This is a genomic window from Kosakonia quasisacchari (genome assembly GCF_004331415.1).
GTDB classification, from domain to species: Bacteria; Pseudomonadota; Gammaproteobacteria; order Enterobacterales; family Enterobacteriaceae; genus Kosakonia; species Kosakonia quasisacchari.
In genome coordinates, this window is record NZ_SJOP01000009.1 from 76,088 (window position 1) to 99,676 (window position 23,589).

Sequence of the window (23,589 nt, forward strand, 5' to 3'; positions counted from 1 at the left end):
AAGGCCTCTCACTGAGAGGCCTTTTGCTTTTTATAAACGCTTATTCAACGGTCAGAATACGCGTGGTATTCGTGGTACCGATGGTACTCATCACATCACCCTGAGTCACAATAACCAGGTCGCCGGACAGCAAATAGCCTTTATCACGCAGCAGGTTTACTGCGTCGTGAGCTGCTGTCACGCCGTCATTTACGCTGTCGAAATAGACCGGGGTGACGCCGCGATACAGGGCTGTCAGGTTGAGGGTACGTTCATGGCGAGAGAGGGCGAAAATCGGCAACCCCGAACTGATGCGCGAGGTCATCAGCGCGGTACGACCCGATTCTGTCATTGAAATGATAGCGGTCACGCCTTTCAGGTGGTTTGCCGCATACATAGCCGACATCGCAATCGCTTCTTCCACGTTGTCGAATTGAATATCCAGGCGGTGCTTGGAGACATTGATACTTGGAATTTTCTCCGCGCCCAGACATACACGCGCCATTGCAGCAACGGTTTCGGACGGATACTGGCCTGCGGCAGTTTCGGCAGAGAGCATGACCGCATCGGTGCCGTCGAGCACAGCGTTGGCAACGTCCATTACTTCCGCGCGTGTTGGCATCGGGTTCGTGATCATCGATTCCATCATCTGCGTCGCGGTGATCACCGCACGGTTCAGTTGGCGCGCACGGCGGATCAGCGCTTTCTGGATACCAACCAGTTCCGGGTCACCGATTTCAACACCGAGATCGCCGCGGGCGACCATCACGACGTCGGAGGCAAGGATCACGTCATCCATCGCATCCTGGCTGCATACTGCTTCCGCACGTTCAACTTTTGCCACGATTTTGGCATCACAACCGGCATCGCGCGCCAGACGGCGAGCATAGTTAAGATCTTCACCGCAGCGCGGGAAGGATACGGCCAGGTAGTCAACGCCAATCAATGCAGCTGTTACGATATCCGCTTTGTCTTTTTCAGTCAGCGCTTCAGCAGAAAGGCCGCCGCCCAGCTTGTTAATACCTTTGTTGTTAGATAGCGGGCCACCGACGGTCACTTCGGTAAACACTTTCATGCCCTGAACTTCCAGCACTTTCAGCTGTACGCGACCGTCGTCCAGCAGCAGGATATCGCCCGGAACGACATCGGCAGGCAAACCTTTATAATCAATGCCCACTTTCTCCTTGTCGCCTTCACCTTTACCGAGGTTGGCATCAAGCAGGAATTTATCCCCGATGTTCAGGAAAACTTTGCCTTCCTTAAAGGTGGAAACACGAATTTTTGGCCCTTGTAGATCGCCAAGGATAGCAACATGACGTCCCAGTTTTGCCGCAATCTCACGCACCTTATCCGCACGTAATTTATGATCTTCAGGTGTTCCGTGTGAGAAGTTCATACGTACCACGTTAGCACCTGCAGCGATCACCTTTTCAAGGTTGTTATCGCGGTCAGTAGCCGGGCCTAAGGTGGTTACGATTTTGGTTCTGCGAAGCCTTCTGGACATGTAATACTCCGTTGACTGAAACAACTTGGTGTTGCGTGAACATAAATCCGGTCATTTGGCGCCCTGCTGTGAAGGGCGATGCGTCAGATCGGACAGCGTAAAAGGTTACCGCTTTTTTATTAACTATTAGTGGTTATCGCTTTTAATAAGCAGCTCTTTATCAAAGCGCGATTCTTTCAGTGCTTCTTTGACTCGCTTCAAGTTATCCCTGAATTTTGCTCCCCGACGCAGTGTGAAACCTGTTGCCAGCACGTCAATGACCGTGAGTTGCGCAAGACGAGAAACCATTGGCATATAAATATCTGTATCTTCCGGAACATCTAGGGTGATAGCAAGCGTTGCCTCACGCGCCAGCGGCGTGCCTGCGGACGTAAGGGCTATCACCATGGCATCGTTTTCACGCGCCAGTTGCGCAAGTTCCACTAAATTCTTGGTTCTTCCGGTATGTGAAATCAACACAACCACGTCATCGTCGCTACAATTCATACAGCTCATGCGCTGCAGCACTATGTCGTCGGAGTAGACCACCGGCACATTAAAGCGGAAAAATTTGTTCATGGCATCGTGCGCAACGGCGGCAGAAGAACCGAGACCAAAGAAGGCAATTTTTTTTGCCTGCGTCAGTAAATCTACGGCGCGGTTTACCGCCGCCATATCCAGTGACTGACGCACATGGTCGAGACTGGCCATTGCGGATTCGAAGATTTTACCGGTATAGGCTTCAACGCTGTCATCTTCATCAACATTTCGATTAACATAGGGCGTGCCATTGGCGAGGCTTTGCGCCAGATGCAGTTTGAAATCGGGGAAGCCTCGGGTATCAAGGCTGCGGCAGAAACGGTTGACGGTTGGTTCGCTGACATCCGCTTCTTGCGCAAGTGCGGCAATGCTCGAGTGAATGGCCTGGTCCGGCGCGGCGAGGATCACTTCCGCCACTTTACGCTCGGATTTGCTAAGGTGTTCCAGTCGAGACTGGATTTTTTCCAGCATATTCATGGGTGATAAACGCTCATGGTAAAACGATTACACCGATAGATGGAATCGTGATGCGATTTAGCTAGATATTACCCCTGCGGCACACAGAAAGGTAAGTCGTGATGAGAAATGTTGTTGTTTTTTTTCATTACATGATCAGAGTCGGATTTTACCGGATGTAAATTGGGCAAATATCCCGCTTTATCAGGGCGAAAGAACAGTTTTTTCGTCACAACAGAATAACGCACGTCCTGACAAGGCTTAACAGTTTCGGGAATTACGTAAAAGCAGTACAGTGCACTGTAATAAAATTACAACTGAGGCCTGGCTGAAGCTCCAGGATAGCCAACTGAGGAGAAAGACATGGCGGTAATACAAACAGCCCAGGCGTGTGACCTGGTCATTTTCGGCGCTAAGGGCGACCTTGCCCGCCGGAAATTGCTGCCTTCCCTGTACCAACTGGAAAAAGCGGGCCAGATTCATCCAGAGACACGAATTCTGGGCGTGGGTCGCGCTGATTGGGATAAGGAAGCGTATACCAAGGTTGTTCGTGAAGCGCTTGAAACCTTTATGAAGGAAAAGATCGACGAGAGCCTGTGGGACAAGCTGAGCGGGCGTCTGGATTTTTGCAATCTGGATGTCAACGATACCACGGCATTCAAACGTCTTGGCGAGATGCTGGATCAAAAAAACCGCACCACCATCAACTACTTTGCCATGCCGCCGAGCACCTTTGGCGCAATCTGCAAAGGCCTGGGTGAAGCGAAACTGAACGCCAAACCCGCGCGCGTGGTGATGGAAAAACCGCTGGGTACTTCGCTTGCAACATCGCGAGAAATCAATGACCAGGTGGGCGAATTTTTCGAAGAGTGCCAGGTTTATCGTATCGACCACTACCTCGGTAAAGAGACGGTACTCAACCTGCTGGCGCTGCGTTTTGCTAACTCTCTTTTCGTCAATAACTGGGATAATCGCACCATCGATCACGTTGAAATCACCGTGGCGGAAGAGGTGGGCATTGAAGGGCGCTGGGGCTATTTCGACCAGGCCGGGCAGATGCGCGATATGATCCAGAACCACCTGCTGCAAATTCTGTGCATGATTGCCATGTCGCCGCCGTCCGATCTGAGTGCAGACAGCATTCGTGACGAGAAAGTAAAAGTATTGAAGTCGCTACGCCGTATTGATCGCACGAATGTGCGTGAAAAAACCGTACGTGGCCAGTACAGCGCCGGTTTCGCCCAAGGTAAAAAAGTGCCGGGCTATCTGGAAGAAGAGGGCGCGAATAAGACCAGCAATACCGAAACGTTCGTTGCTATCCGTGTCGACATCGATAACTGGCGTTGGGCGGGTGTACCTTTCTACCTGCGCACCGGTAAGCGTCTGCCGACCAAATGTTCTGAAGTGGTTGTTTACTTTAAAACACCGGAACTGAATCTGTTCAAAGAGTCCTGGCAAGATCTGCCGCAGAACAAGCTGACTATTCGCCTGCAGCCGGACGAAGGGGTGGATATCCAGGTGCTGAACAAAGTGCCGGGTCTCGATCACAAGCACAATCTGCAAATCACCAAGCTGGATCTGAGCTATTCCGAAACGTTCAATCAGACGCATCTGGCAGATGCTTATGAGCGTCTGTTGCTGGAAACGATGCGCGGCATTCAGGCGCTGTTTGTTCGCCGTGACGAAGTTGAAGAAGCCTGGAAATGGGTGGATTCCATCACGGAAGCCTGGGCGGCGGATAACGACTCGCCGAAGCCTTACCAGGCGGGAACCTGGGGGCCAGTGGCCTCGGTGGCGATGATCACCCGTGATGGCCGTTCCTGGAACGAGTTTGAGTGATTAGCCAACAGTTAGCGTTGCGCAATTTTACCGGTAACATGATCTAACTCAGCTATCCGAACAATTTTTCATCTTTCAAGCCCCGACTGGATTCACCAGCGGGGCTTTTTTTATTACACTGGCTGAAGCGATTTTGCCTATGGGGCGCGGCGCTCTGGTGTTTTCAGCTTGTTACGCAAAGCTAATCACACTGTTAACGCGGCCTCCCGGACAGATAAATTTCAGGAGCCTCTATGAACCCTACAATGTTACGCGTAACAAATCGAATTATTGAACGTTCGCGCGAAACCCGCTCAGCCTATCTGGCGCGTATTGAACAAGCGAAAAGCGACACCGTACGCCGTTCAACCCTCGCCTGCGGTAACCTGGCGCATGGCTTTGCCGCGTGCCAACCCGACGATAAAGCCTCCCTCAAAAGCATGTTGCGCAACAACATAGCGATCATCACGTCTTATAACGACATGCTCTCTGCGCACCAGCCTTACGAGGTGTATCCGGATATCATCCGTAAAGCGCTGCATTCCGTGAATGCCGTGGGCCAGGTGGCGGGCGGTGTTCCGGCCATGTGCGATGGTGTAACGCAAGGCCAGGACGGGATGGAATTGTCTTTACTGAGCCGCGAAGTGATTGCCATGTCTGCCGCGGTCGGCCTGTCGCACAATATGTTTGATGGCGCGTTGTATCTGGGCGTGTGTGACAAAATCGTCCCAGGACTGGCGATGGCGGCATTGTCATTTGGCCACCTGCCTGCTGTATTTGTGCCATCAGGCCCAATGGCAAGCGGCCTGGCAAACAAAGAGAAAGTGCGTATTCGCCAGCTTTATGCTGAGGGTAAAGTTGATCGTATTGCACTGCTTGAGTCTGAAGCCGCATCCTATCATGCTCCAGGCACCTGTACGTTTTATGGCACCGCCAACACCAACCAGATGGTGATTGAGTTCATGGGCATGCAATTGCCCGGTTCCTCATTTGTGCATCCGGATGCGCCGTTGCGCAAAGCGTTGACGGAAGCTGCTGCTCGCCAGGTGACGCGTCTTACTGGCAACGGCAACGAATGGATGCCGCTTGGCAAAATGATTGATGAAAAAGTGGTGGTTAACGGTATCGTTTCGCTGCTGGCGACCGGGGGGTCTACAAACCATACCATGCACCTGGTGGCGATGGCGCGGGCGGCGGGCATCATCATTAACTGGGATGATTTCTCCGATCTCTCTGATGTCGTTCCTTTGCTGGCGCGCCTCTACCCGAATGGCCCGGCAGATATTAACCACTTCCAGGCAGCAGGTGGTGTGCCGGTATTACTGCGCGAGCTGTTAAAAGGTGGCCTGCTGCATGAAGATGTTAATACCGTGGCAGGCTTTGGTCTGACGCGTTATACCCACGAGCCGTGGCTCAACGATGGCGAACTGGACTGGCGTGATGGCGCAGCCGTGTCGCTGGATGAAAACGTGATCGCCAGCATTGATAAACCGTTTTCTAAACATGGTGGCACCAAAGTGCTGAGCGGCAACCTCGGACGTGCGGTAATGAAAACCTCCGCCGTACCGGTAGAAAACCAGGTGATTGAAGCGCCAGCGGTGATTTTTGAAAGTCAGCATGACGTGCTGCCCGCTTTTGAAGCAGGGCTGCTGGATCGCGATTGTGTGGTTGTTGTTCGTCATCAAGGGCCAAAAGCGAACGGTATGCCAGAATTACATAAACTCATGCCGCCACTTGGTGTATTATTGGACCGCCGTTTCAAAATTGCATTAGTTACTGATGGACGGCTGTCAGGGGCATCAGGTAAAGTGCCGTCGGCAATTCACGTTACGCCAGAAGCATATGATGGCGGGTTGCTGGCAAAAGTGCATGATGGCGACATGATTCGGGTTAACGGGCAGACCGGCGAATTAACGCTGCTGGTTGATGACAACGTTCTTGCCGCACGTCAGCCACATATTCCTGACCTTAGCGCGATGCGCGTGGGCACAGGGCGCGAAATGTTTGGTGCACTGCGGGAGAAACTTTCCGGTGCGGAGCAGGGCGCTACCTGTATCACTTTTTAAGACGACAAGATTTTAGTTCTGGCGAGAGAAAAACACTGATGAAAAACTGGAAAACGAGTGCAGAAGCAATCCTGAAAACGGGTCCGGTAGTGCCGGTAATCGTAGTGAACAAACTTGAGCACGCCGTACCGATGGCGAAAGCGTTGGTTGCGGGCGGTGTTCGCGTTCTGGAAGTGACTCTGCGTACGGCTTGCGCTATCGACGCTATTCGCGCTATTGCGAAGGAAGTGCCGGACGCGATTATCGGTGCTGGTACCGTGCTGAATCCGCAGCAACTGGCAGAAGTGACCGCTGCTGGCGCACAGTTCGCTATTAGCCCAGGCCTGACCGAGCCGCTGCTGAAAGCCGCAACCGAAGGCACTATCCCGCTGATCCCGGGTATTAGCACCGTTTCTGAACTGATGCTGGGTATGGACTACGGTCTGAAAGAGTTTAAATTCTTCCCGGCGGAAGCTAATGGCGGCACCAAAGCGCTACAGGCCATTGCAGGTCCGTTCTCTCAGGTACGTTTCTGCCCGACTGGAGGTATTTCTCCGGCTAACTACCGTGATTACCTGGCGCTGAAAAGCGTGCTGTGCATTGGTGGTTCCTGGCTGGTGCCAGCCGATGCGCTGGAAGCAGGCGATTACGATCGCATCACTAAACTGGCTCGCGAAGCGGTTGAAGGCGCGAAACAGTAATTTCCTTGGCGGGCATTAAGTCCGCCAGATAAAAAGCCCGGTAGCATAATACTGACCGGGCTTTTTTTATGGTTTTGATTCGTCCTGGGCTACGGACATCAAAAGATGTGATTTCGTTTATTGCCCCCGGATTTAGCTCTCAAGGGGGCGGCAAGTGCTTCTTTGAGAGCTGTGTAGGCCTTCAGGAAACAATCAATGTCGCCTGTTGGGAGAGGCTGATTTTTATCCGCTGACTTTCACCGCCGCGGCAGCCGCAACTGCGTATTCCACCGCTTTTTCAACGTTATCTGCCACAGCCAGCGCGACGCCCATACGGCGAGAACCCTCAATTTCCGGCTTGCCAAACAGACGCAACTGCACACCCGCACCTACGGCGTTGTGCACGTTGTCAAAGGTGACATTCTGGCTGGTCAGGCGCGGCAGGATCACCGCAGAAGCGGACGGGCCATACTGGCGAATCGCACCAATTGGCATGCCGAGAAAAGCGCGGACATGCAGGGCAAACTCGGAAAGATCCTGCGAAATCAATGTCACCATACCGGTATCGTGCGGGCGTGGAGAGACTTCGCTGAAAATGACGTCATCGCCGCAAACAAAAAGCTCAACGCCAAACAGGCCGTATCCGCCAAGCGCCAGCACCACTTTACTGGCGATCGCTTGCGCGCGCTCCAGCGCCAGAGGCGACATCTGCTGCGGTTGCCAGGATTCGCGATAATCGCCATCTTCCTGGCGATGGCCGACCGGTGCGCAGAAATGAACGCCGTCAACGGCGCTGATGGTCAGCAGCGTGATTTCAAAATCAAAGTTGACCACGCCTTCAACAATCACCCGCCCGGCGCCTGCACGGCCGCCTTGTTGGGCATATTCCCATGCTTTCGCTAATTGATCGGCGCTTTTAATAAAGCTCTGACCTTTACCGGAAGAACTCATTACCGGTTTTACGATACAGGGCAAACCTATCTCCGCAACGGCTTGCTGAAATGCGGCTTCACTGTCGGCAAAGCGATAGCTGGAGGTAGGCAGCTGTAACTCTTCAGCCGCCAGACGGCGGATACCTTCACGATTCATCGTCAGTTTGGTGGCGCGCGCGCAGGGAACAACATGTTGACCCTGCGCTTCCAGCCCAATCAGCGTATCCGTGGCGATAGCTTCGATTTCCGGCACGATAAAGTGAGGTTTTTCCTGTACAACCAGCGCCTTTAACGCCTCGCCATCGAGCATATTGATGACGTGAGAGCGATGCGCGACGTGCATCGCGGGGGCATCGGGATAGCGATCAACAGCGATCACTTCAATACCCAGACGCTGGCATTCGATCGCAACTTCCTTGCCCAGTTCGCCAGAGCCTAATAACATCACGCGTGTTGCTGCAGGTCGCAGCGCAGTTCCTAAAAGAGTCATAGCATCGTACCGTGAGAAAAAATTTGCGCGCAGTATAAACGAAAACGTTTGCGTCTGTCTTTTATCACTTGCGGTGGTTTTTTCATCGCGCTACTATACTGTATAAATACACAGTTAAATGAGGCTGCATCATGGCGGTAGAAGTTAAATACGTTGTTATTCGTGAAGGTGAGGAAAAAATGTCTTTTGCCAGCAAAAAGGAAGCCGATGCTTACGATAAAATGCTCGACCTGGCCGAAGTTCTCGGCGATTGGCTTGCAACAGGGCCGGTAAATCTGGAAGACAATGCACGCGACCAGATGGCGCTGTGGCTTGCCGAGCAAAAAGAGGCGCTTAACGGCATCCTGAAGTCAGGCAAATTACCAGGCACTGAAGCTGAAGACGCGGCAGCACCGGCCGACTCTTCTGATTCGGATGCGGCTGAAGCTGTTGATATTAAAACTGCAGCGAAGCGCGTAAAAGTCGCCTGATCTTGCACTGCCAGCAATTTGTACCATGCTTTGAAGGCGTAAAAACCAGGAGATAAGCATGAAAATAGCAGGAGTTTTCACCGGTCTGCTTTTGCTGGCAGGCAGCATGGCGGTGCATGCCGCCACGGATAAATCGGTTAAATTTCCCTCGTGCGAGGGGCTCAAGGCAGACGGCATTGCCGCGAGTGTTAAGCGGGATTATTTGCAGAACCGCATTGTCCGATGGGCTGATGATCAAAAGAGACTGGGGCAGGCCGATCCGGTCGCCTGGATCAATCCGAAAGAAATCACCGGCAAGGATGATAAATGGGTTGTGCCGTTAACCGTAAGAGGGAAAAGCACGGACCTTCACTATCGCGTAGTCATCGATTGTAAAGGTGGAACCGCAGAGTATCAGCCGCAATCATAACATCGCATTTTCCCAATCTTTCCAGATATAGACACTTCCTGACATCCCCCTCGCTTACTCTGTGCTCACAACTGTCATGGTAAGCGAGGGTTCTATGAGCTGGTTAAATCAACTGCAGTCGTTGCTTGGTCAAAAAAACGATACACAAACGCCGTCTTCAGGTGGACAGGGGCTCAACAATTTGTTGGTGCCGGGTGCATTAGGTGGCCTGGCGGGGCTGCTGGTCGCCAGTAAATCATCGCGTAAACTGCTCGCGAAGTATGGCACCGGTGCTTTGCTGGTGGGCGGAGGAGCCGTTGCGGGTAGCGTGTTGTGGAATAAGTACAAGGATCGCATCCGGGATGCGCATCAAAGCGAGCCACAATTTGGCCAGCAAAATACGCCTCTGGATGTACGTACTGAGCGGCTGATCCTGGCGCTGGTGTTCGCCGCCAAAAGCGACGGACACATTGATGATAAAGAACGCGTGGCGATAGAACAGCAATTGCGTGACGCGGGCGTGGAAGCGCAAGGGCAGCAACTGGTGTCAAATGCTATAGACCAGCCGCTGGACCCCGCGCGTCTGGCGCAGGGAGTGCAAAACGAAGAAGAAGCGCTGGAAGTTTACTTCCTCAGCTGCGCCGTTATCGATATCGATCATTTTATGGAACGCAGCTATCTGAACGCGCTGGGCGAGGCGTTAAAAATTCCGCAAGATGTGCGAGAAGATATCGAGGCGGATCTCAAAAAGCAGAAATTAGCGCTTAGCTCATGATCTAAATTACGTTTCGCTTGCATCGCGCGTGGGTTTTGCCACCCTTATAGGTATGTAAAACCAAATAAGAATTGTGCTATGTCGCCGAAAGCAAAAAAAATCCCGCACGCCATGACCATGCATGGTGATACGCGTATCGACAACTATTACTGGCTGCGGGACGATACGCGCTCGCAGCAAGATGTTCTGGATTATCTCCATCAGGAAAATGATTACGGGCGTGAAGTGATGGCCTCACAGCAAGCGTTGCAAGACAACGTGCTGGAGGAAATTATCTCGCGTATACCTCAGCGCGAAGTCTCCGCGCCTTACATCAAAAATGGCTACCGCTACCGGCACATCTACGAGCCGGGAAGCGAATATGCGATTTATCAACGTCAGTCTGTTCTCAGCTCTGAGTGGGATGAGTGGTCGGTGTTACTGGATGCCAACCAGCGCGCGTCACACAGTGAGTTCTACACCCTTGGTGGCATGGAGATTTCGCCGGACAACACGATTATGGCGATTGCGGAAGATTATCTTTCCCGCAGGCAATATGGTCTGCGCTTTCGCAATCTGGAGACGGGCAACTGGTATCCGGAAATGCTGGATAATGTCTCGCCAGAATTTGTCTGGGTTAACGATTCAGAAACGCTCTACTACGTGCGCAAACATGCCACAACATTACTGCCGTATCAGGTCTGGCGACACACCATAGGCACGCCTTCACAACAGGATGAATTGGTCTATGAAGAGCAGGACGAAACCTTTTATGTTGGCCTTAGTAAAACCACATCTCAGCACTATATTACGATTCATCTTGCCAGCGCGACCACCAGTGAAGTTCTCCTGCTTGATGCAGAACTGCCGGATGCTCAGCCGCTGCGTTTTCTGCCAAGGCGCAAAGATCACGAATATAGTCTCGATCACTACCAGCACACCTTTTATTTGCGATCCAATCGGGATGGTAAGAACTTCGGCTTGTATCGCACCAAAGTGCGTGATGAACGGCGCTGGGAAGTGCTGATCCCGGCGCGCGAGCAGGTGATGCTAGAAGGGTTTACGCTGTTTACTGATTGGCTGGTTGTGGAAGAACGGCAGCGTGGCTTAACCAGTTTGCGCCAGATCAATCGTAAAACCCGGGAAGTTATCGGTATTGCGTTTGATGATCCTGCCTACGTCACCTGGCTTGCTTACAACCCGGAACCGGAAACATCCCGCCTGCGTTATGGCTACTCATCAATGACCATGCCAGATACGTTATTTGAACTGGATATGGATACCGGAGAACGGCGGGTTCTAAAACAAATGGACGTGGCGGGTTTTGATTCCGGTGATTATCGCAGCGAGCATTTATGGATCCACGCCAGAGATGGTGTCGAAGTGCCGGTGTCGCTGGTTTATAACCATAAACATTTCCGCAAGGGAGAGAACCCGTTGCTGGTTTATGGTTATGGTTCTTACGGCGCCAGTATGGATGCAGATTTTAGCAGCAGTCGGCTCAGCTTGCTTGATCGTGGGTTTGTCTGCGCTATCGCGCATATTCGCGGCGGTGGTGAATTGGGCCATTCCTGGTATGAGGACGGAAAGTTCCTCAACAAAAAAAACAGCTTTAATGATTTTATTGATGTCACCGACAACTTGCTGGCGCAGGGTTACGGCTCGCCATTGTTCTGCTACGGCATGGGGGGGAGTGCGGGCGGATTACTCATGGGCGCAGTAATCAACCAACGTCCATCGCTGTTCCACGGTGTCATTGCCCAGGTACCGTTTGTCGATGCCTTGACCACAATGCTTGATGAGTCCATCCCGTTGACCACCGGAGAATTTGAAGAGTGGGGCAATCCGCAGGACGAAACCTATTATCACTACATTAAAAGTTATAGTCCGTACGACAATATTGGGGCACATGCCTATCCACATATGCTGGTAACGACCGGTCTGCACGATTCGCAGGTACAATACTGGGAGCCTGCAAAATGGGTCGCGAAACTGCGTGAATATAAAACCGATGATAATTTGCTGTTGTTATGCACGGATATGGATTCCGGACACGGTGGGAAATCCGGCCGGTTTAAATCCTATGAAGGCGTTGCGCTGGAATATGCATTTTTAATCGCCTTAGCGCAGGGAACACTGCCTGGAAAGGGAGCACATTACTCCTCGCCCAGGTAGTGTTTTAACGTTAATCGCAGTTCAGGGCTCATCCGGTCCAGGTTGTTAAACAGCCAGCGCAGATAACCCGGATCGCGATCGGCGATTTCAGAGACAGCTTTACCCCGGTATTTACCAAACGTAAACGTCGTCAGCAACGCGGGGCGTCCGGTTACCGTGGCCATCTGATCGGGTGTCCAGCCGGACACCTGCATAATATCGATTAACAGCGCAGCGGTGATGTAGCAGTCATATAACGCACGGTGGTGATGCAACCCGGCAGGTGTTTGAACGCTCAGCTTGCGGGATTTATACAGCGCCATATTGCTGTATTTAATGCCGGGCCACAGGCGGCGCGCCATTTTCATGGTGCAAATCCATTCTCCTGGCATTTCAGGCAGCACCCGGCGGTCAAAACTGGCATTGTGCGCCACATACCAGTCGCTCCCGTAATAGTGCGGTACGATCTCCTCAATCCACGGCTGATGAGCGACCATCGCTTCGGTGATATGGTGTATCGCCATGGCCTGCGGGCTGATTGGCCTGTCCGGGCGAACCAGATGGCTCATGGGGTTGACGATCTGTCCGTCGACAACATCAACGGAGGCAATTTCAACAATGCCTCCTTGCAAATCGCAGGTTTCGGTATCGATAACGCGTAACATGCCTGGCTCCCTTATTTCACTTTGGGCTCGTAAGGCAGGCGGGAGAGCGACACAGAGGCCAGACGGTGGGCTATCAGCCGCTCTCTAAACCAGTTCCGCAGATGTTCTGGTTGCTCGCGTTCAACGGCTTCGGCAATCACCGGCATGTTGTAACGCTCTTTAAATGCGACACCCGCCGCAGCAAGGTCAACGTTGACCTTGTCCATCTCTTGTTGTTCGAGCTGCGCAAGATTGGTAATCATGATTTTCTCCTGGGTTCACGCGGCAAAAGTTACTAAGCCTGTCGCAGAAAGACAAGCGCGCCGACGATGCGACTCGACGCGATTATTGTACAGCGTTATTCTTTGTGCCATATGCATAACTAAAAGGAATGAACAATATGCCTGTTGCAACCTGTCGCCGCTGGCGAGCCATCGCATTGATTGTCAGCCTGTTCGCTACGCCTGCTGTTCTGGCGCATGCCCATCTTAAAGGCCAGTACCCGGCCGCAGATGCTGCCGTTACCGCAGCGCCACAAGCGTTAACACTGAATTTCTCTGAAGGCATTGAGCCTAAATTTAGTGGCATCACGGTGACCAACGCACAGCAGCAAATTATCAAGACTGGCGTGGTAAAGCGCAATGAGAATGACAAAACGCAGATAATCGTTCCGCTGGAAGAGCCGCTGCTGCCGGGAAACTATACCGTTAACTGGCATGTCGTTTCAGTTGATGGGCATAAAACCAGCGGCCAGTACGCTTTTTCTGTGAAGTGACTGATGTTGGCAGCGGCGTTGGTTGGATTAAGATTTGTGCATTTTGCAGCCCTGATGTTGGTTTTAGGCTGCACGTTATTTAGCGTGTGGCTCGCGTCGGGTAGCTTGCAACGACTCCTTGCGCAACGCTTTCTCTTTTGGCAACGAGGGTGTTTGTGGCTTGCCGCAGTAAGCGCAGCAGCAATGTTTACGGTGCAGGGTGGAGTAATGGGCGACGGCTGGCAGGATGTGGCGCGTCCGGAAATCTGGCTGGTAGTTGCTGGCACACAAACCGGGGCCGTGCTGGCGTGGCAAGTTATTGTTGCGTTTCTGGCGCTTGTTGTCGTGCTTATGCAACCGTTACAGCAACGTAAAATACTGCTATTGGTGATTCTGCAGTTTGTACTGGCCGCAGGAATAGGGCATGCCGCGATGCGAGAAGGCGCGATGGGCGTCGTACAGCGGAGTAATCATGCATTGCATTTGTTATGTGCCGCGATGTGGCTGGGCGGGTTGGCGCCAGTATTATTCTGCATGAAGCTCGCTCGCGGTCCCTGGCGTGCGGCAGCGATTGCCGCCATGATGCGTTTTTCCTGGTACGGCCATTTCGCCGTCGCGGGCGTCATCCTTACTGGCGTTGTCAATACGCTCTTAATCCAGGGGTTGGTCTGGCCATGGCAGAGCCACTGGGGGCAAGTGTTATTGTTGAAATGTGCGCTTGTGGCGCTGATGGTAGTAATTGCCGTTATGAATCGGTATGTTTTGGTGCCGCGACTGAACCTCAGAAACGACACTGCTCAGCAACGTTTTATCGCGTTGACCTGGGCCGAAGTAGGGCTGGGCGCACTGGTGCTGGCGGCAGTAAGTTTGTTTGCAACATGGGAACCTTTTTGAATGAACCTGGCGGGAAAAATGAAGAAGAGTTTATTAGTTCTGTTAATGCTGGCATGTTCAGGTACGGCACTGGCTTCGCCGCAGGTCATTACGGTAAGCCGCTTTGAGATTGGCAAAGACAAATGGGCATTTAACCGTGAAGAAGTGATGCTGACGTGCCGGCCAGGTCATGCATTATATGCCATCAACCCCAGCACGCTGGTGCAATACCCGTTGAATGACGTTGCTGAAAAAGAAGTTGCCAGCGGTAAGACCATCGCCCAGCCAATTAGCATCATTCAGATCGATAATCCTGCCAAACCGGGTGAAAAAATGAGCCTCGCGCCTTTTATTACGCGAGCTGAGACGCTTTGTTAAAATCTAGCGTTAATCCTTTGATCCACAATAAAAAAACCGCAAGCCTGAATAAACAAGCCTTGCGGTTTTTGCATTTTATAAGCGTGACGGTAACTCAATTTTTCTGACCACTTTTGTCGCGGACTGGAAAACCTGACGCCGTCATCTATTCTTAAAGTGCAAGGCGACTTAGCCTGCATTAATGCCAACTTTTAGCGCACGGCTCTCTCCCAAGAGCCATTTCCCTGGACCGAATACAGGAATCGTGTTCGGTCTTTTTTTATCTCTGAGTTATGCAGGTTTCTTTATTTCGTCCTGAAAATTCCCAAAACCATACATCGCCACAAACCATAACATATTCTGCACCGCGTGCGTCCAGGTATTTTTGGGTCGTTATGGGGATTTTCATCGCAATAAAGGGCGTGAGCATGAGCTGTTACTATGCTTAAGCTTGAAAAAAACAGCTGGCATCCGGGAGAAATTTAACCATATCGGGCAACTATCTTTTTGTATTTTTCTGGCGAGTTTTCAGCGTTTTCTTAATGCGTTTCAAAGGAGTAACTCCATTCCGTTTCATCAGCCATTGCTGCACCAAACGTTTACAGAATTTAATAATATCCTCGTTGTCTTTTCTGACCTCAAAGTGCGCAGTAGTGAAGCCAATCTGAGACAAGTGGATATACTGCTACCGGGTTATAAGGCCATGATAAGGATCAGCTTAATAAGTGTGAATTATAGCTTGTTGTAAATTATGATTTTTAAGTTCAAGAAGGAGGTAAGACAAATAGGCGACAGGTTAAGCTCATCTGCATGCGGATAATAGAGCGTCAGAAGAGCACAACAGGCTCTTCTGTGCGAACTGGCGGTTATGCGGAGAACAAATCGTTAATTTTTACAATCACATCGTCCAGTAATTCGAAACGGCGGCGGTATTCAGCCCGTTTTTTACTGGCAATAGCTTCCAGGGGTTTACGCGCGAATTGCACCGGTAAACGCCAGCGCCATGCACTCTCTTTTTCGCCTTCAATTGAAGCCCAAAACTCATCATAGCTGGCGTGGAAATGGCGGCCTTTGCTCAGTCGATAACGCAATGCACGGAAGACGTGTCCGTTATCACTGACGCCATAAATTGCTGAAACGCCGGTAAGCAGGGAAATCTGGCTAATGACTTCAAGCAACATCTTTTTCGGGAAAATACCGTGGCAGGCACGGGTTGCGACTTTAATCACTTCATGGCTGACGCTTCGGCGCGGACCTTGCAAGCCACCAATAACCAGCGTGCGATGACCTTCTTCACCTACCACACTAAAAGTCACGCTTGCCAGCAAAGTCTGCTCACCATCATACATCCACAGGGTGGTTTCACCCTCGCGCTCAGCTTTGCTGGCGCAAGACGCATAGACGCTAAAACGTGCTTCATCTTTGCCGGAAAACTCAATTATCTGCACCGGTACGGACGAACTCAGCGCTTCAGCCAGTGTCGGCGATACTTTTTCATCAAGCCAAGTGTAGTGGCTGATGATGGCATCCGCACGTTGCGAAGCGTTTAACCCGAGCGTTAAGTATTGGCGATGAGATTTGCTCGGTAGCGTTATTTGCGCGTCAAGTAAGCGGCTAAAATCCGGGCGCTGCGAAAGCGCCGTAAGCATCCGCTTTGTAGACGACCAGAACAGCAGCGAGCGTAACAAAAACTTAATGCGGTAATTACGTTTTTTCCAGATGGGGCCAGGCACAAGACGTCCGCTTACCAGGTCGGAAATAATATGCGCATTATGATTTGAGTTAAGTTCTGTTTGCAGGCTGGTATTTGACACGGAGAAAGACCTCTAAAAGTTCAGCGCTTAGTTTAGAGGCCAGGGAAATACAAATTAACCTTGCTTCCGGCTTTATTTCCGTTCGGTTTAAGTTCTATTTAGAAATAGAGACAAAACCGATTCTATTCGCTGCGGGCAGGATTTTCCTATACTGGTGATACAGGGGGAATGAATATGTATCAACGTATTGAAGGCATTCACTGGCGGCATATATGGATTGTCGGCGATCTTCATGGTTGCCACCAGCGCTTAATGCAAGCTTTACGGGACCGTCACTTTGACCCCTATCAGGATTTACTTATCTGCGTTGGGGATTTAATCGATCGCGGCCCGCAGAGCCTGCAATGCCTTGAATTACTCAAGAAACCCTGGTTTCGAACCGTGCGGGGTAACCATGAACAGATGGCTATCGACGCGCTACGTTACGGTGAGATGACTATGTGGCAACTTAATGGCGGCACTTGGTTTAGCGCGCTTGATGAAGCTCAGCAGCAACAAGCGCTGGACGCACTGCGTATTTGCGCTGAATTACCTTACATTATGGAGTTGCGCTGCAAGGGGGAGGTGAATGTGATTGCCCATGCAGACTACCCGGCAGAGGAGTACCTGTGGGAACAAGAGGTGGATAGCGAATCCGTGCTCTGGCGTCGCGACAGGCTTAACCAGCTCTTAGCAGGTAAAGGGAATCGCATCGCGGGGGCCGATCATTTCTGGTTTGGCCATACTCCCCTCAAGCAGCGGTTTGATGGGCAGAATCAGCACTATATCGATACCGGTGCCGTTTTTGGCGGCGAACTGACGCTGGTACAGGTCCAGTGATCAGAAATCGCTGAACTCGTTAGCAGGGTGCCAGAAACCATCGATAAACTCTTTAACAGGGAAACAACCGCCGTGGCGCATCCGCTGATCGTCCATTGCGATGAGACACTGTTTTTCCGTGTTATAGATATCAACCACGATGTCATCACATCCACCGTCCAGGTAGCAAACAAATAAAACCAGAGCGAACATTCCATCCTCGGCGCTGTACAACGTAACGATAAGTGTAGGGGATGAATGAGGGCAGGGGAAATCAGGCAGGTAAATAACCCGTCTTGCGGACGGGTTCCCTTTGGGTCAGGCAAGACGCATAACCCAGGTATCAGATTTCTGATCGTAATGTTCGCGATAAAGCACCGAGTGTTCGCCATTCAGGATCGCGGGAATGCTGGTATCCGCGTCCCAGGCATCAAGCTGCATACATAAATCCGGGTCTGAACTGCAGGGAATACGTAACGTTCGCTCGCCCTGATTATCTCCCTGCAACTCGGCATCATCGATTTCAAATGCGCCAATACGCACGCTGGTTTTCGTCATAATGCTCTCCGTTGATCGTCAAAAAATGTGGTATGACCAGTAAGATCACCCACATTTCAGCCTGGTACAACACTGAGCAAGTCGCCAGTCAAAAAATGCGTTTTTTTAGCGTACCGTCATGCATTACCAGCGAACAAACGGCCATCACGTACCAGTTCACGGGGATAACTGTTTTTCAGGCGGGAACCGATTTTTTTGGCAAGCCCCAGTGGCTGGCCCTGGAAAGTGACAATGACTTCATCACGTTGGGGAGGATTTTGTGGGTAAATATCGCGCCCACGATACCACTCCTCCGCTTCAGCAAGCGTCAGCGCAAATGCCAGCGGGTTATCATGGCCGGCGAGGGCAATTACGGCTTCATGTTGCCAGCGATACCCTTTGTTATACGTCTCAGCAAGACGAATGCCGATACGTGAAAAACGGACTTTACCAATCAGTGGCTCGATCTGGGCCGGAAACAGCCAAATCTCTTTATCCCGTTGCCATAGATGCAACTCGTCATTCCATTGAAGGCCAACGTGCGCGGCAACCGTTGCTACAAGAGCGGCTTCTTTGGGTTTTAACGGGGTAAAGGGGAAATTACCGACCTTGTAAGTCGGCGCGGGCATCGGCTCAATTGCGGCGGTTTTGCGCAGGCGGGCGACAAAAAAACCTTCACAGTCGTAAATCTGTGGAAACACATGCAGAAAACCTTCTGCGGTCAGCGCCTGGCTTGCTTGTGGGAACAGTTCACCGAGCGGCAAAAATTGCACGGCGTGCGGGTATTGCGCCTGCAACCAGTGGCAAATCGCTTCGTTTTCTTCACGATTAAGCGTGCAGGTTGAATAGACTAGGGTTCCGCCGGGTTTCAACGCGTGAAAAGCGCTGTTGATAAGCTCGCGCTGGGTGGCCGCAATCTCAAGGTTACTGGCGACAGACCAGTTTTTTAACGCGTCAGCATCTTTACGTACTACGCCTTCGCCGGAGCAGGGAGCATCAAGCAAAACAGCATCGAACATTTCTGGCAATGCAGGACCGAATACGCGCCCGTCAAAATGGGTCAGCGCCACGTTGCTGATGCCGTTGCGGCTGATATTGGCATGTAATACTTTTACCCGGCTGGCGGAAAACTCATTGGCGAGGATCGCGCCATCGTTGCCCATGCGGGCTGCAATCTGCGTTGTTTTAGAACCGGGGGCCGCGGCGACATCCATCACCCGCTGCGGTATTTCGCCGTCGGCAAACAGCGCCGTGACGGGCAACATTGAGCTGGCTTCCTGAATATAAAACATGCCGCTCAGGTGCTCTGCGGTACTGCCCAGTGGCAATGCATCTTCATCATCTCGCTCAATCCAGAAACCTTCTGCACACCACGGCACCGGCGTTAATTGCCAGCCATAAGGCGCGACCAGTTCCAGAAAGTCGTCAACGGAGATTTTCAGCGTATTGACGCGGATACTGCGCCGCAGCGGGCGTTGACAAGCAGCGATAAATTCATCGAACGAGAGATGTTCCGGCATGGCTTGACGCATTTGCGCCAGAAATTCATCCGGAAGATAGACAGCGTTTTGAGCCACGGGGCGTACCACAGGAGTAAAAACAGGCGCGCAGTGTAACATAAAGGCTCCGGCGCAAGCACGCCGGAGCCAGCAGCCTTAACGCGGCAGGGCGGTGCCCCACTGGCGCCACTCTTTGGGTTCGCTTTCGAGCAGCAGGAAGTGTTTACCCGGTTGCGCTTTCGGTGCCAATGGTGTTTCCGGCGGTGTCGCGAAGGCGATGCCACCACGAATAAACTGGTTGAAAGTCCCTGTTTTCACCACGCCACCGACCAGACCAAAGTCCAGCGAGTAACCCGAAGCGAGCCAGAACACCGAATTATTCCGTACCAAGTGCTGATAGCGTTTACTGATCCGCATGCCAATCATCACACGATCGGAGAGCGTTCCCAGCATCATGCCCGTAACGGTGCCAACTTCGATGCCACGGAACAACACCGGAGTGCCGATGTTGATCGAACCGGCTTCCGGCGCTTCGACAACAATATTCAGGCCATCGAGGTAGCGCGAATCCGTAATGGTGGCTTCTGAAATCTCAAAGTCGCGTCGCGCATCCCCACGACCAGGCTCCACATTAATATAGGGCTGCAACAAGGTATCGAGATGTTCGACACCCGCAGCAGAGATTTGTGGCGTGATCACTGAGAAGCGTGAGCCTGCGCGGGCGAAGGTCTGGACATATTCCGGATACAACACCGCACTAGCCTGGACTTCGTTCTTATCGGTAATCAGTTGCAGATCCTGAATCTGCCCGATATCAATGCCCAGATAACGGATAGGCATGCCCGCCGCCAGTTTTCCGGCGTCAAATGCATGCAACGTAATCTGTCCCCCGACCGCGCGAGCCGCAGTTTCCGAAGCGTAAAGCACCCGTTTATCGCCTTTGCGCACACGCCCACTGGCGCCACTAAGGTTATCGAAACTGATTGCGCCTTTTATTGCGCGAGCGAGCGGGGAGGCCTGCACGGTCAGCCCGCTACCGTTCAACTGCACTTTCGCGCCACCTTCCGCCCAGAAAACGCTATTGCTGGTCAGTAAGTTGCGGTATTCCGGTTTGATATGCAGTTCGATATCAAAAGCATCAGCGCGCGGACGCACGGTAATCACTTCGCCGACTTCAAACTTGCGATACAGCACTACAGAACCGGCCTGCACGTCTGGCAGCGAGTCTGCCGTCAGCGTCAGCGTGGTGGTTGGCAGGTCGCTCAGGCTGTTTTCGAGGGCCTTATCGAGGTTAGCGAATAGAGGGTAGTTGTTTTTCATCTCGCCTTTGGCTCCAGGCAGAATACGGATGCCACCGCTGAGCCACTCGTTAGCGCTGGCGGCGAGGAACTCAACGCCATCCAGCCCCACTTTGACGTCTACACGGCTATTGACGACGAACTTGCTGTCACCGTGCACTAAATCGCGATACTGGGGATCGATAGCGATGGCAAAAGTAACACCCTGGTTAGTCAACTTGCGCTCCAGTACCTGGCCGACTTGCACACCGTGGAGCACCAGTGGTTGCCCGGCGTCGATACCATAACTTTCCGGCGCGGTCAGTGTCAGTGTCACAACGCCAGGCTCCTGCAACAGGTTTTTGTCCGCAGGCAGCACAACAAACTGACTACGCGGTTGACCTTCACCCGGCACCAGTTCCAGTGTGCTGCCGGTCAGCAGAGAACTGAGATTGGTATTGCTCAGGGAGATTTTTGGATTGTGCATTTCGATACGCGTGTTATCGCGCAACAGGTTGACCACACTCGGATCGACCGTTAATTCACCGCTGACTGCACCACCAGGGTTGAGATTAATTTTAGTCAGCTGACCAACTTCCAGCCCCTGATACATCAGCGGTGTTGAACCCGCTTTTAATCCCTGCCCGCCAGGCAAATCGAGTTTGACCAGCACACCGCGCTGGCTGTGCGCCAGATCTTCATATAAGCCATATTCGTCGTCCTGTACCGCGGGTTGCGAGGCTTCGGGGGAGTCAAAGGCAATTGCGCCGTTGACCAGTGCCGCCAGGCTTTCAAGCTGGACTTTTGCACCGCTCAAACCGACATCGGCTTTCACACCGGAAACGTTCCAGAAACGGCTGCCTTTTTTCACCAGGCTGGTAAACCGGCGCTCAATCAACACATCGATAGTCACGCCCTGTTTATTGGCATTAATCGAATAGTCGTAAACACGACCGACCGGTATTTTGCGGAAATAGACCAGCGAACCGCTGTTCAGCGCACCTAAGTCCGGAGCATGAAGGTGGATCATCAATTCGCCGTTGTTCAGGCGATATTTCGGTTGCGTATCCAGTGCGGTGAAGTGCTCTTGCGGATCGCCTTTACCTGGCATCATGCCAATATAGTTACCGCCTACCAGCGCATCCAGGCCGGAAACGCCCGCCAGCGACGCTTTCGGCGTAACCAGCCAGAACTGGGTTTCACTGCGCAATGCATCTTTCATATTGGATTTGATGCTGGCGCGGACTTCGATTTTTTTCAGATCTTCGCTCAGGCGGATGTCTTGCACGGTGCCGACTTCAACGCCCTGATAGCGAACAGGGGTACGCCCTGCAACAATGCCGTCAGCGGACATAAAATCAATCGTGATGGTATTGCCACGATCTTCGTAGCTGCTCCAGATAAGCCAGCCCGCAATGAGCAGGGCGATGACCGGGAGCAACCAGAAAGGCGAAATGCGCCGTTTTGTTTTAATACGCGCTTCAGTCGGCGAAGCGGGGGTTTCCTGACTCATGTGCATCCCAAAGTAAGCGGCTGTCCAGCCATTCCACAGCAAGAATAGTCAAAATTACCGCCGCACCGAAATAAAACGCAGCGGGTCCCATAGTAAAAGCGAGGAGTTGGTCGCGGTTAATCAGTGACATCATTAGTGAAATGACAAACAGATCGAGCATCGACCAACGCCCAATCCAGGTCACAAAGCGCAAAAGTAAAATACGAGTGCGTAACCCCTGTTCAAATTTGAAATGGATGCTAAGCAGCAGTGTAAACAGCACGATCACTTTGGTAAATGGCACCAGAATACTGGCGATAAATACCACACCTGCTACGGCAATATTGCTGTGCGCCAGCGAAATAATCCCCGACAAAATCGTATCTTCTTGTCGCGTGCCGTTGACGTAAATAATGGAGATCGGCAACAGGTTCGCCGGGAACAGAAAGATTAACGATGCGATAAGTGACGCCCAACACTTCTGCAAACTCTGTTTACGGCGATGCGTTAACGGAATGTGGCAGCGTGGGCAGCGGCCGCGAACATCAGGAAAACCGGTAAAATGGCAACCCAAACAGACCTGTAATTTGGCATCGGGACGTTTCGCCGGGCGTTGCGGATAAAAGCGCTCCCAGAGCTGTTCAACGTTCAAATGGATGAGCGTCATTACGCTTAAAATCACAAGTGCACCAAACGCAAACAGCCCGATGCCGGGTTGTAGGTAGGCGTAGTCCTGCACTTTAATAGAGGCGACGCCAACGCCAACCAGATAGATATCCAGCATCACCCACTCTTTCAGTTTTTCCAGCATTAACAACACGGGGCGCAGATTCATGCCGAGGATGTTGCCAAGCCATAAATAGGCAATCGATGTAACCAGTATCAGTGGTGCACCAACGGTGCAAAACAGCACCATCGCGCCCGTAATGGGCGAGCCTTGCGCGGTCATTTGCCAGATGCCCTGCAATAAATTGGCGTCAATACGTACGCCGAGCAGATAGAGATGCAGTAGTGGTTCGCCCCAGGCAAATGGCATCAGGAGAATCATGGTCACTGCCATCGCACCGAGGCGCGTTAAGGACCAGTCCCGTCCGTCACGGACTTTGGCATCACAACTGGGGCAAAATGCGCTTTGGTGCGATTTCATAACCGGTAACGCAAAAAGCGTATCGCACTGGGGACAGCGCTGGTAATGTGCGCGTGGCAGCGCTTCGCCCACGCGATGAACGGCGATTTTTTTCCCCGGCGTAATTTGTTGTATCTTTAGTGCCATTGCGTGTATCAGAAAATGTTTAGATGAATCTATCTTAACTCATGAATGGAACATCTTGAGCATCAACGCATTTAATGCTTAT

At 52.0% G+C, this 23,589-nt stretch carries 22 protein-coding genes; 11 read left to right on the top strand and 11 right to left on the bottom strand.

Annotated elements, in window-relative coordinates:
- Positions 1-40: 40 nt before the first annotated feature.
- Positions 41-1,483, bottom strand: coding sequence for a pyruvate kinase (pyk, locus tag E0L21_RS11475; RefSeq protein WP_131409570.1), 1,443 nt, complete (start codon positions 1,481-1,483; stop codon positions 41-43).
- A gap of 126 nt (positions 1,484-1,609) precedes the next feature.
- Positions 1,610-2,479 (bottom strand): MurR/RpiR family transcriptional regulator, encoded by an 870-nt coding sequence (locus E0L21_RS11480; protein ID WP_017456940.1) that lies wholly within the window; start codon positions 2,477-2,479, stop codon positions 1,610-1,612.
- Between the two features lie 342 nt (positions 2,480-2,821).
- Here E0L21_RS11480 and zwf point away from each other — a divergent pair, with 342 nt between their 5' ends.
- From zwf to kdgA, 3 genes are all read left to right on the top strand, one after another.
- Positions 2,822-4,297 (top strand): glucose-6-phosphate dehydrogenase, encoded by a 1,476-nt coding sequence (zwf, locus tag E0L21_RS11485; RefSeq protein ID WP_131409572.1) that lies wholly within the window; start codon positions 2,822-2,824, stop codon positions 4,295-4,297.
- 233 nt (positions 4,298-4,530) lie between these two features.
- Positions 4,531-6,342 (top strand): phosphogluconate dehydratase, encoded by a 1,812-nt coding sequence (gene edd / locus E0L21_RS11490; RefSeq protein ID WP_131409574.1) that lies wholly within the window; start codon positions 4,531-4,533, stop codon positions 6,340-6,342.
- A 38-nt stretch (positions 6,343-6,380) separates the two neighbouring features.
- Positions 6,381-7,022 carry a bifunctional 4-hydroxy-2-oxoglutarate aldolase/2-dehydro-3-deoxy-phosphogluconate aldolase gene (gene kdgA, locus E0L21_RS11495; RefSeq protein ID WP_007371596.1) on the top strand — a complete coding sequence of 214 codons (642 nt, stop codon included), beginning with the start codon at positions 6,381-6,383 and terminating at the stop codon, positions 7,020-7,022.
- Between the two features lie 222 nt (positions 7,023-7,244).
- Here kdgA and purT read toward each other — a convergent pair whose 3' ends face one another.
- Positions 7,245-8,423 carry a formate-dependent phosphoribosylglycinamide formyltransferase gene (gene purT, locus E0L21_RS11500; RefSeq protein ID WP_131409576.1) on the bottom strand — a complete coding sequence of 393 codons (1,179 nt, stop codon included), beginning with the start codon at positions 8,421-8,423 and terminating at the stop codon, positions 7,245-7,247.
- A gap of 131 nt (positions 8,424-8,554) precedes the next feature.
- Here purT and E0L21_RS11505 point away from each other — a divergent pair, with 131 nt between their 5' ends.
- The 4 genes from E0L21_RS11505 to ptrB all read left to right on the top strand — a co-directional run bounded on the left by E0L21_RS11505 (position 8,555) and on the right by ptrB (position 12,210).
- Complete coding sequence (locus E0L21_RS11505) at positions 8,555-8,893, top strand: YebG family protein (protein WP_131409578.1); 339 nt, start codon at positions 8,555-8,557, stop codon at positions 8,891-8,893.
- Between the two features lie 58 nt (positions 8,894-8,951).
- Positions 8,952-9,302, top strand: a complete 351-nt coding sequence (yebF, locus tag E0L21_RS11510) for a protein YebF (protein ID WP_131409580.1) — start codon at positions 8,952-8,954, stop codon at positions 9,300-9,302.
- Between the two features lie 94 nt (positions 9,303-9,396).
- Positions 9,397-10,056, top strand: a complete 660-nt coding sequence (locus E0L21_RS11515) for a tellurite resistance TerB family protein (RefSeq protein ID WP_131409582.1) — start codon at positions 9,397-9,399, stop codon at positions 10,054-10,056.
- Between the two features lie 78 nt (positions 10,057-10,134).
- Positions 10,135-12,210, top strand: a complete 2,076-nt coding sequence (gene ptrB, locus E0L21_RS11520) for an oligopeptidase B (protein WP_131409584.1) — start codon at positions 10,135-10,137, stop codon at positions 12,208-12,210.
- On the opposite strand, the gene exoX is transcribed toward ptrB, so the two are convergent.
- Positions 12,192-12,854, bottom strand: coding sequence for an exodeoxyribonuclease X (gene exoX / locus E0L21_RS11525; protein ID WP_131409586.1), 663 nt, complete (start codon positions 12,852-12,854; stop codon positions 12,192-12,194). The genes ptrB and exoX overlap by 19 nt on opposite strands.
- 11 nt (positions 12,855-12,865) lie before the next feature.
- Positions 12,866-13,096, bottom strand: a complete 231-nt coding sequence (locus E0L21_RS11530) for a DNA polymerase III subunit theta (protein ID WP_017456949.1) — start codon at positions 13,094-13,096, stop codon at positions 12,866-12,868.
- Between the two features lie 137 nt (positions 13,097-13,233).
- Here E0L21_RS11530 and yobA point away from each other — a divergent pair, with 137 nt between their 5' ends.
- Genes yobA through E0L21_RS11545 form a run of 3 tightly spaced genes read left to right on the top strand, consistent with a single transcriptional unit; the run spans position 13,234 to position 14,838 of the window.
- Entirely contained in the window at positions 13,234-13,608 is a 375-nt protein-coding gene (gene yobA / locus E0L21_RS11535; RefSeq protein ID WP_131409588.1) for a CopC domain-containing protein YobA, read from the top strand.
- Positions 13,609-13,611: 3 nt separating this feature from the next.
- Positions 13,612-14,481: a copper homeostasis membrane protein CopD gene (copD, locus tag E0L21_RS11540; RefSeq protein WP_131409590.1), complete on the top strand. Its 870-nt coding sequence runs from the start codon at positions 13,612-13,614 to the stop codon at positions 14,479-14,481.
- 18 nt (positions 14,482-14,499) lie between these two features.
- Positions 14,500-14,838: a YebY family protein gene (locus E0L21_RS11545; protein ID WP_131409592.1), complete on the top strand. Its 339-nt coding sequence runs from the start codon at positions 14,500-14,502 to the stop codon at positions 14,836-14,838.
- A gap of 845 nt (positions 14,839-15,683) precedes the next feature.
- Here the strand turns inward: E0L21_RS11545 and E0L21_RS11550 are convergent.
- Complete coding sequence (locus E0L21_RS11550) at positions 15,684-16,631, bottom strand: VirK/YbjX family protein (protein ID WP_131409594.1); 948 nt, start codon at positions 16,629-16,631, stop codon at positions 15,684-15,686.
- Between the two features lie 174 nt (positions 16,632-16,805).
- On the opposite strand from E0L21_RS11550, the gene pphA reads away from it, so the two are divergent.
- On the top strand, positions 16,806-17,450 hold the full coding sequence (gene pphA / locus E0L21_RS11555) for a protein-serine/threonine phosphatase (protein WP_131409596.1): 645 nt from the start codon (positions 16,806-16,808) through the stop codon (positions 17,448-17,450).
- Here pphA and E0L21_RS11560 read toward each other — a convergent pair whose 3' ends face one another.
- The 5 genes from E0L21_RS11560 to yebS all read right to left on the bottom strand — a co-directional run bounded on the left by E0L21_RS11560 (position 17,451) and on the right by yebS (position 23,507).
- Positions 17,451-17,642, bottom strand: coding sequence for a YdfD/YebW family protein (locus E0L21_RS11560; RefSeq protein ID WP_131409598.1), 192 nt, complete (start codon positions 17,640-17,642; stop codon positions 17,451-17,453).
- Positions 17,643-17,747: 105 nt separating this feature from the next.
- The gene (locus E0L21_RS11565) at positions 17,748-17,987 is read right to left on the bottom strand and encodes a YebV family protein (protein ID WP_017456958.1); all 240 of its coding nucleotides are present in this window, start codon (positions 17,985-17,987) and stop codon (positions 17,748-17,750) included.
- A gap of 116 nt (positions 17,988-18,103) precedes the next feature.
- Positions 18,104-19,543, bottom strand: coding sequence for a 16S rRNA (cytosine(1407)-C(5))-methyltransferase RsmF (gene rsmF / locus E0L21_RS11570; protein WP_208430929.1), 1,440 nt, complete (start codon positions 19,541-19,543; stop codon positions 18,104-18,106).
- 78 nt (positions 19,544-19,621) lie between these two features.
- Positions 19,622-22,255 carry a PqiB family protein gene (locus tag E0L21_RS11575; RefSeq protein WP_131409602.1) on the bottom strand — a complete coding sequence of 878 codons (2,634 nt, stop codon included), beginning with the start codon at positions 22,253-22,255 and terminating at the stop codon, positions 19,622-19,624.
- The gene (gene yebS, locus E0L21_RS11580) at positions 22,224-23,507 is read right to left on the bottom strand and encodes a membrane integrity lipid transport subunit YebS (protein WP_131409604.1); all 1,284 of its coding nucleotides are present in this window, start codon (positions 23,505-23,507) and stop codon (positions 22,224-22,226) included. Before yebS ends, E0L21_RS11575 begins: the two co-directional genes overlap by 32 nt.
- Positions 23,508-23,589 lie beyond the last annotated feature (82 nt).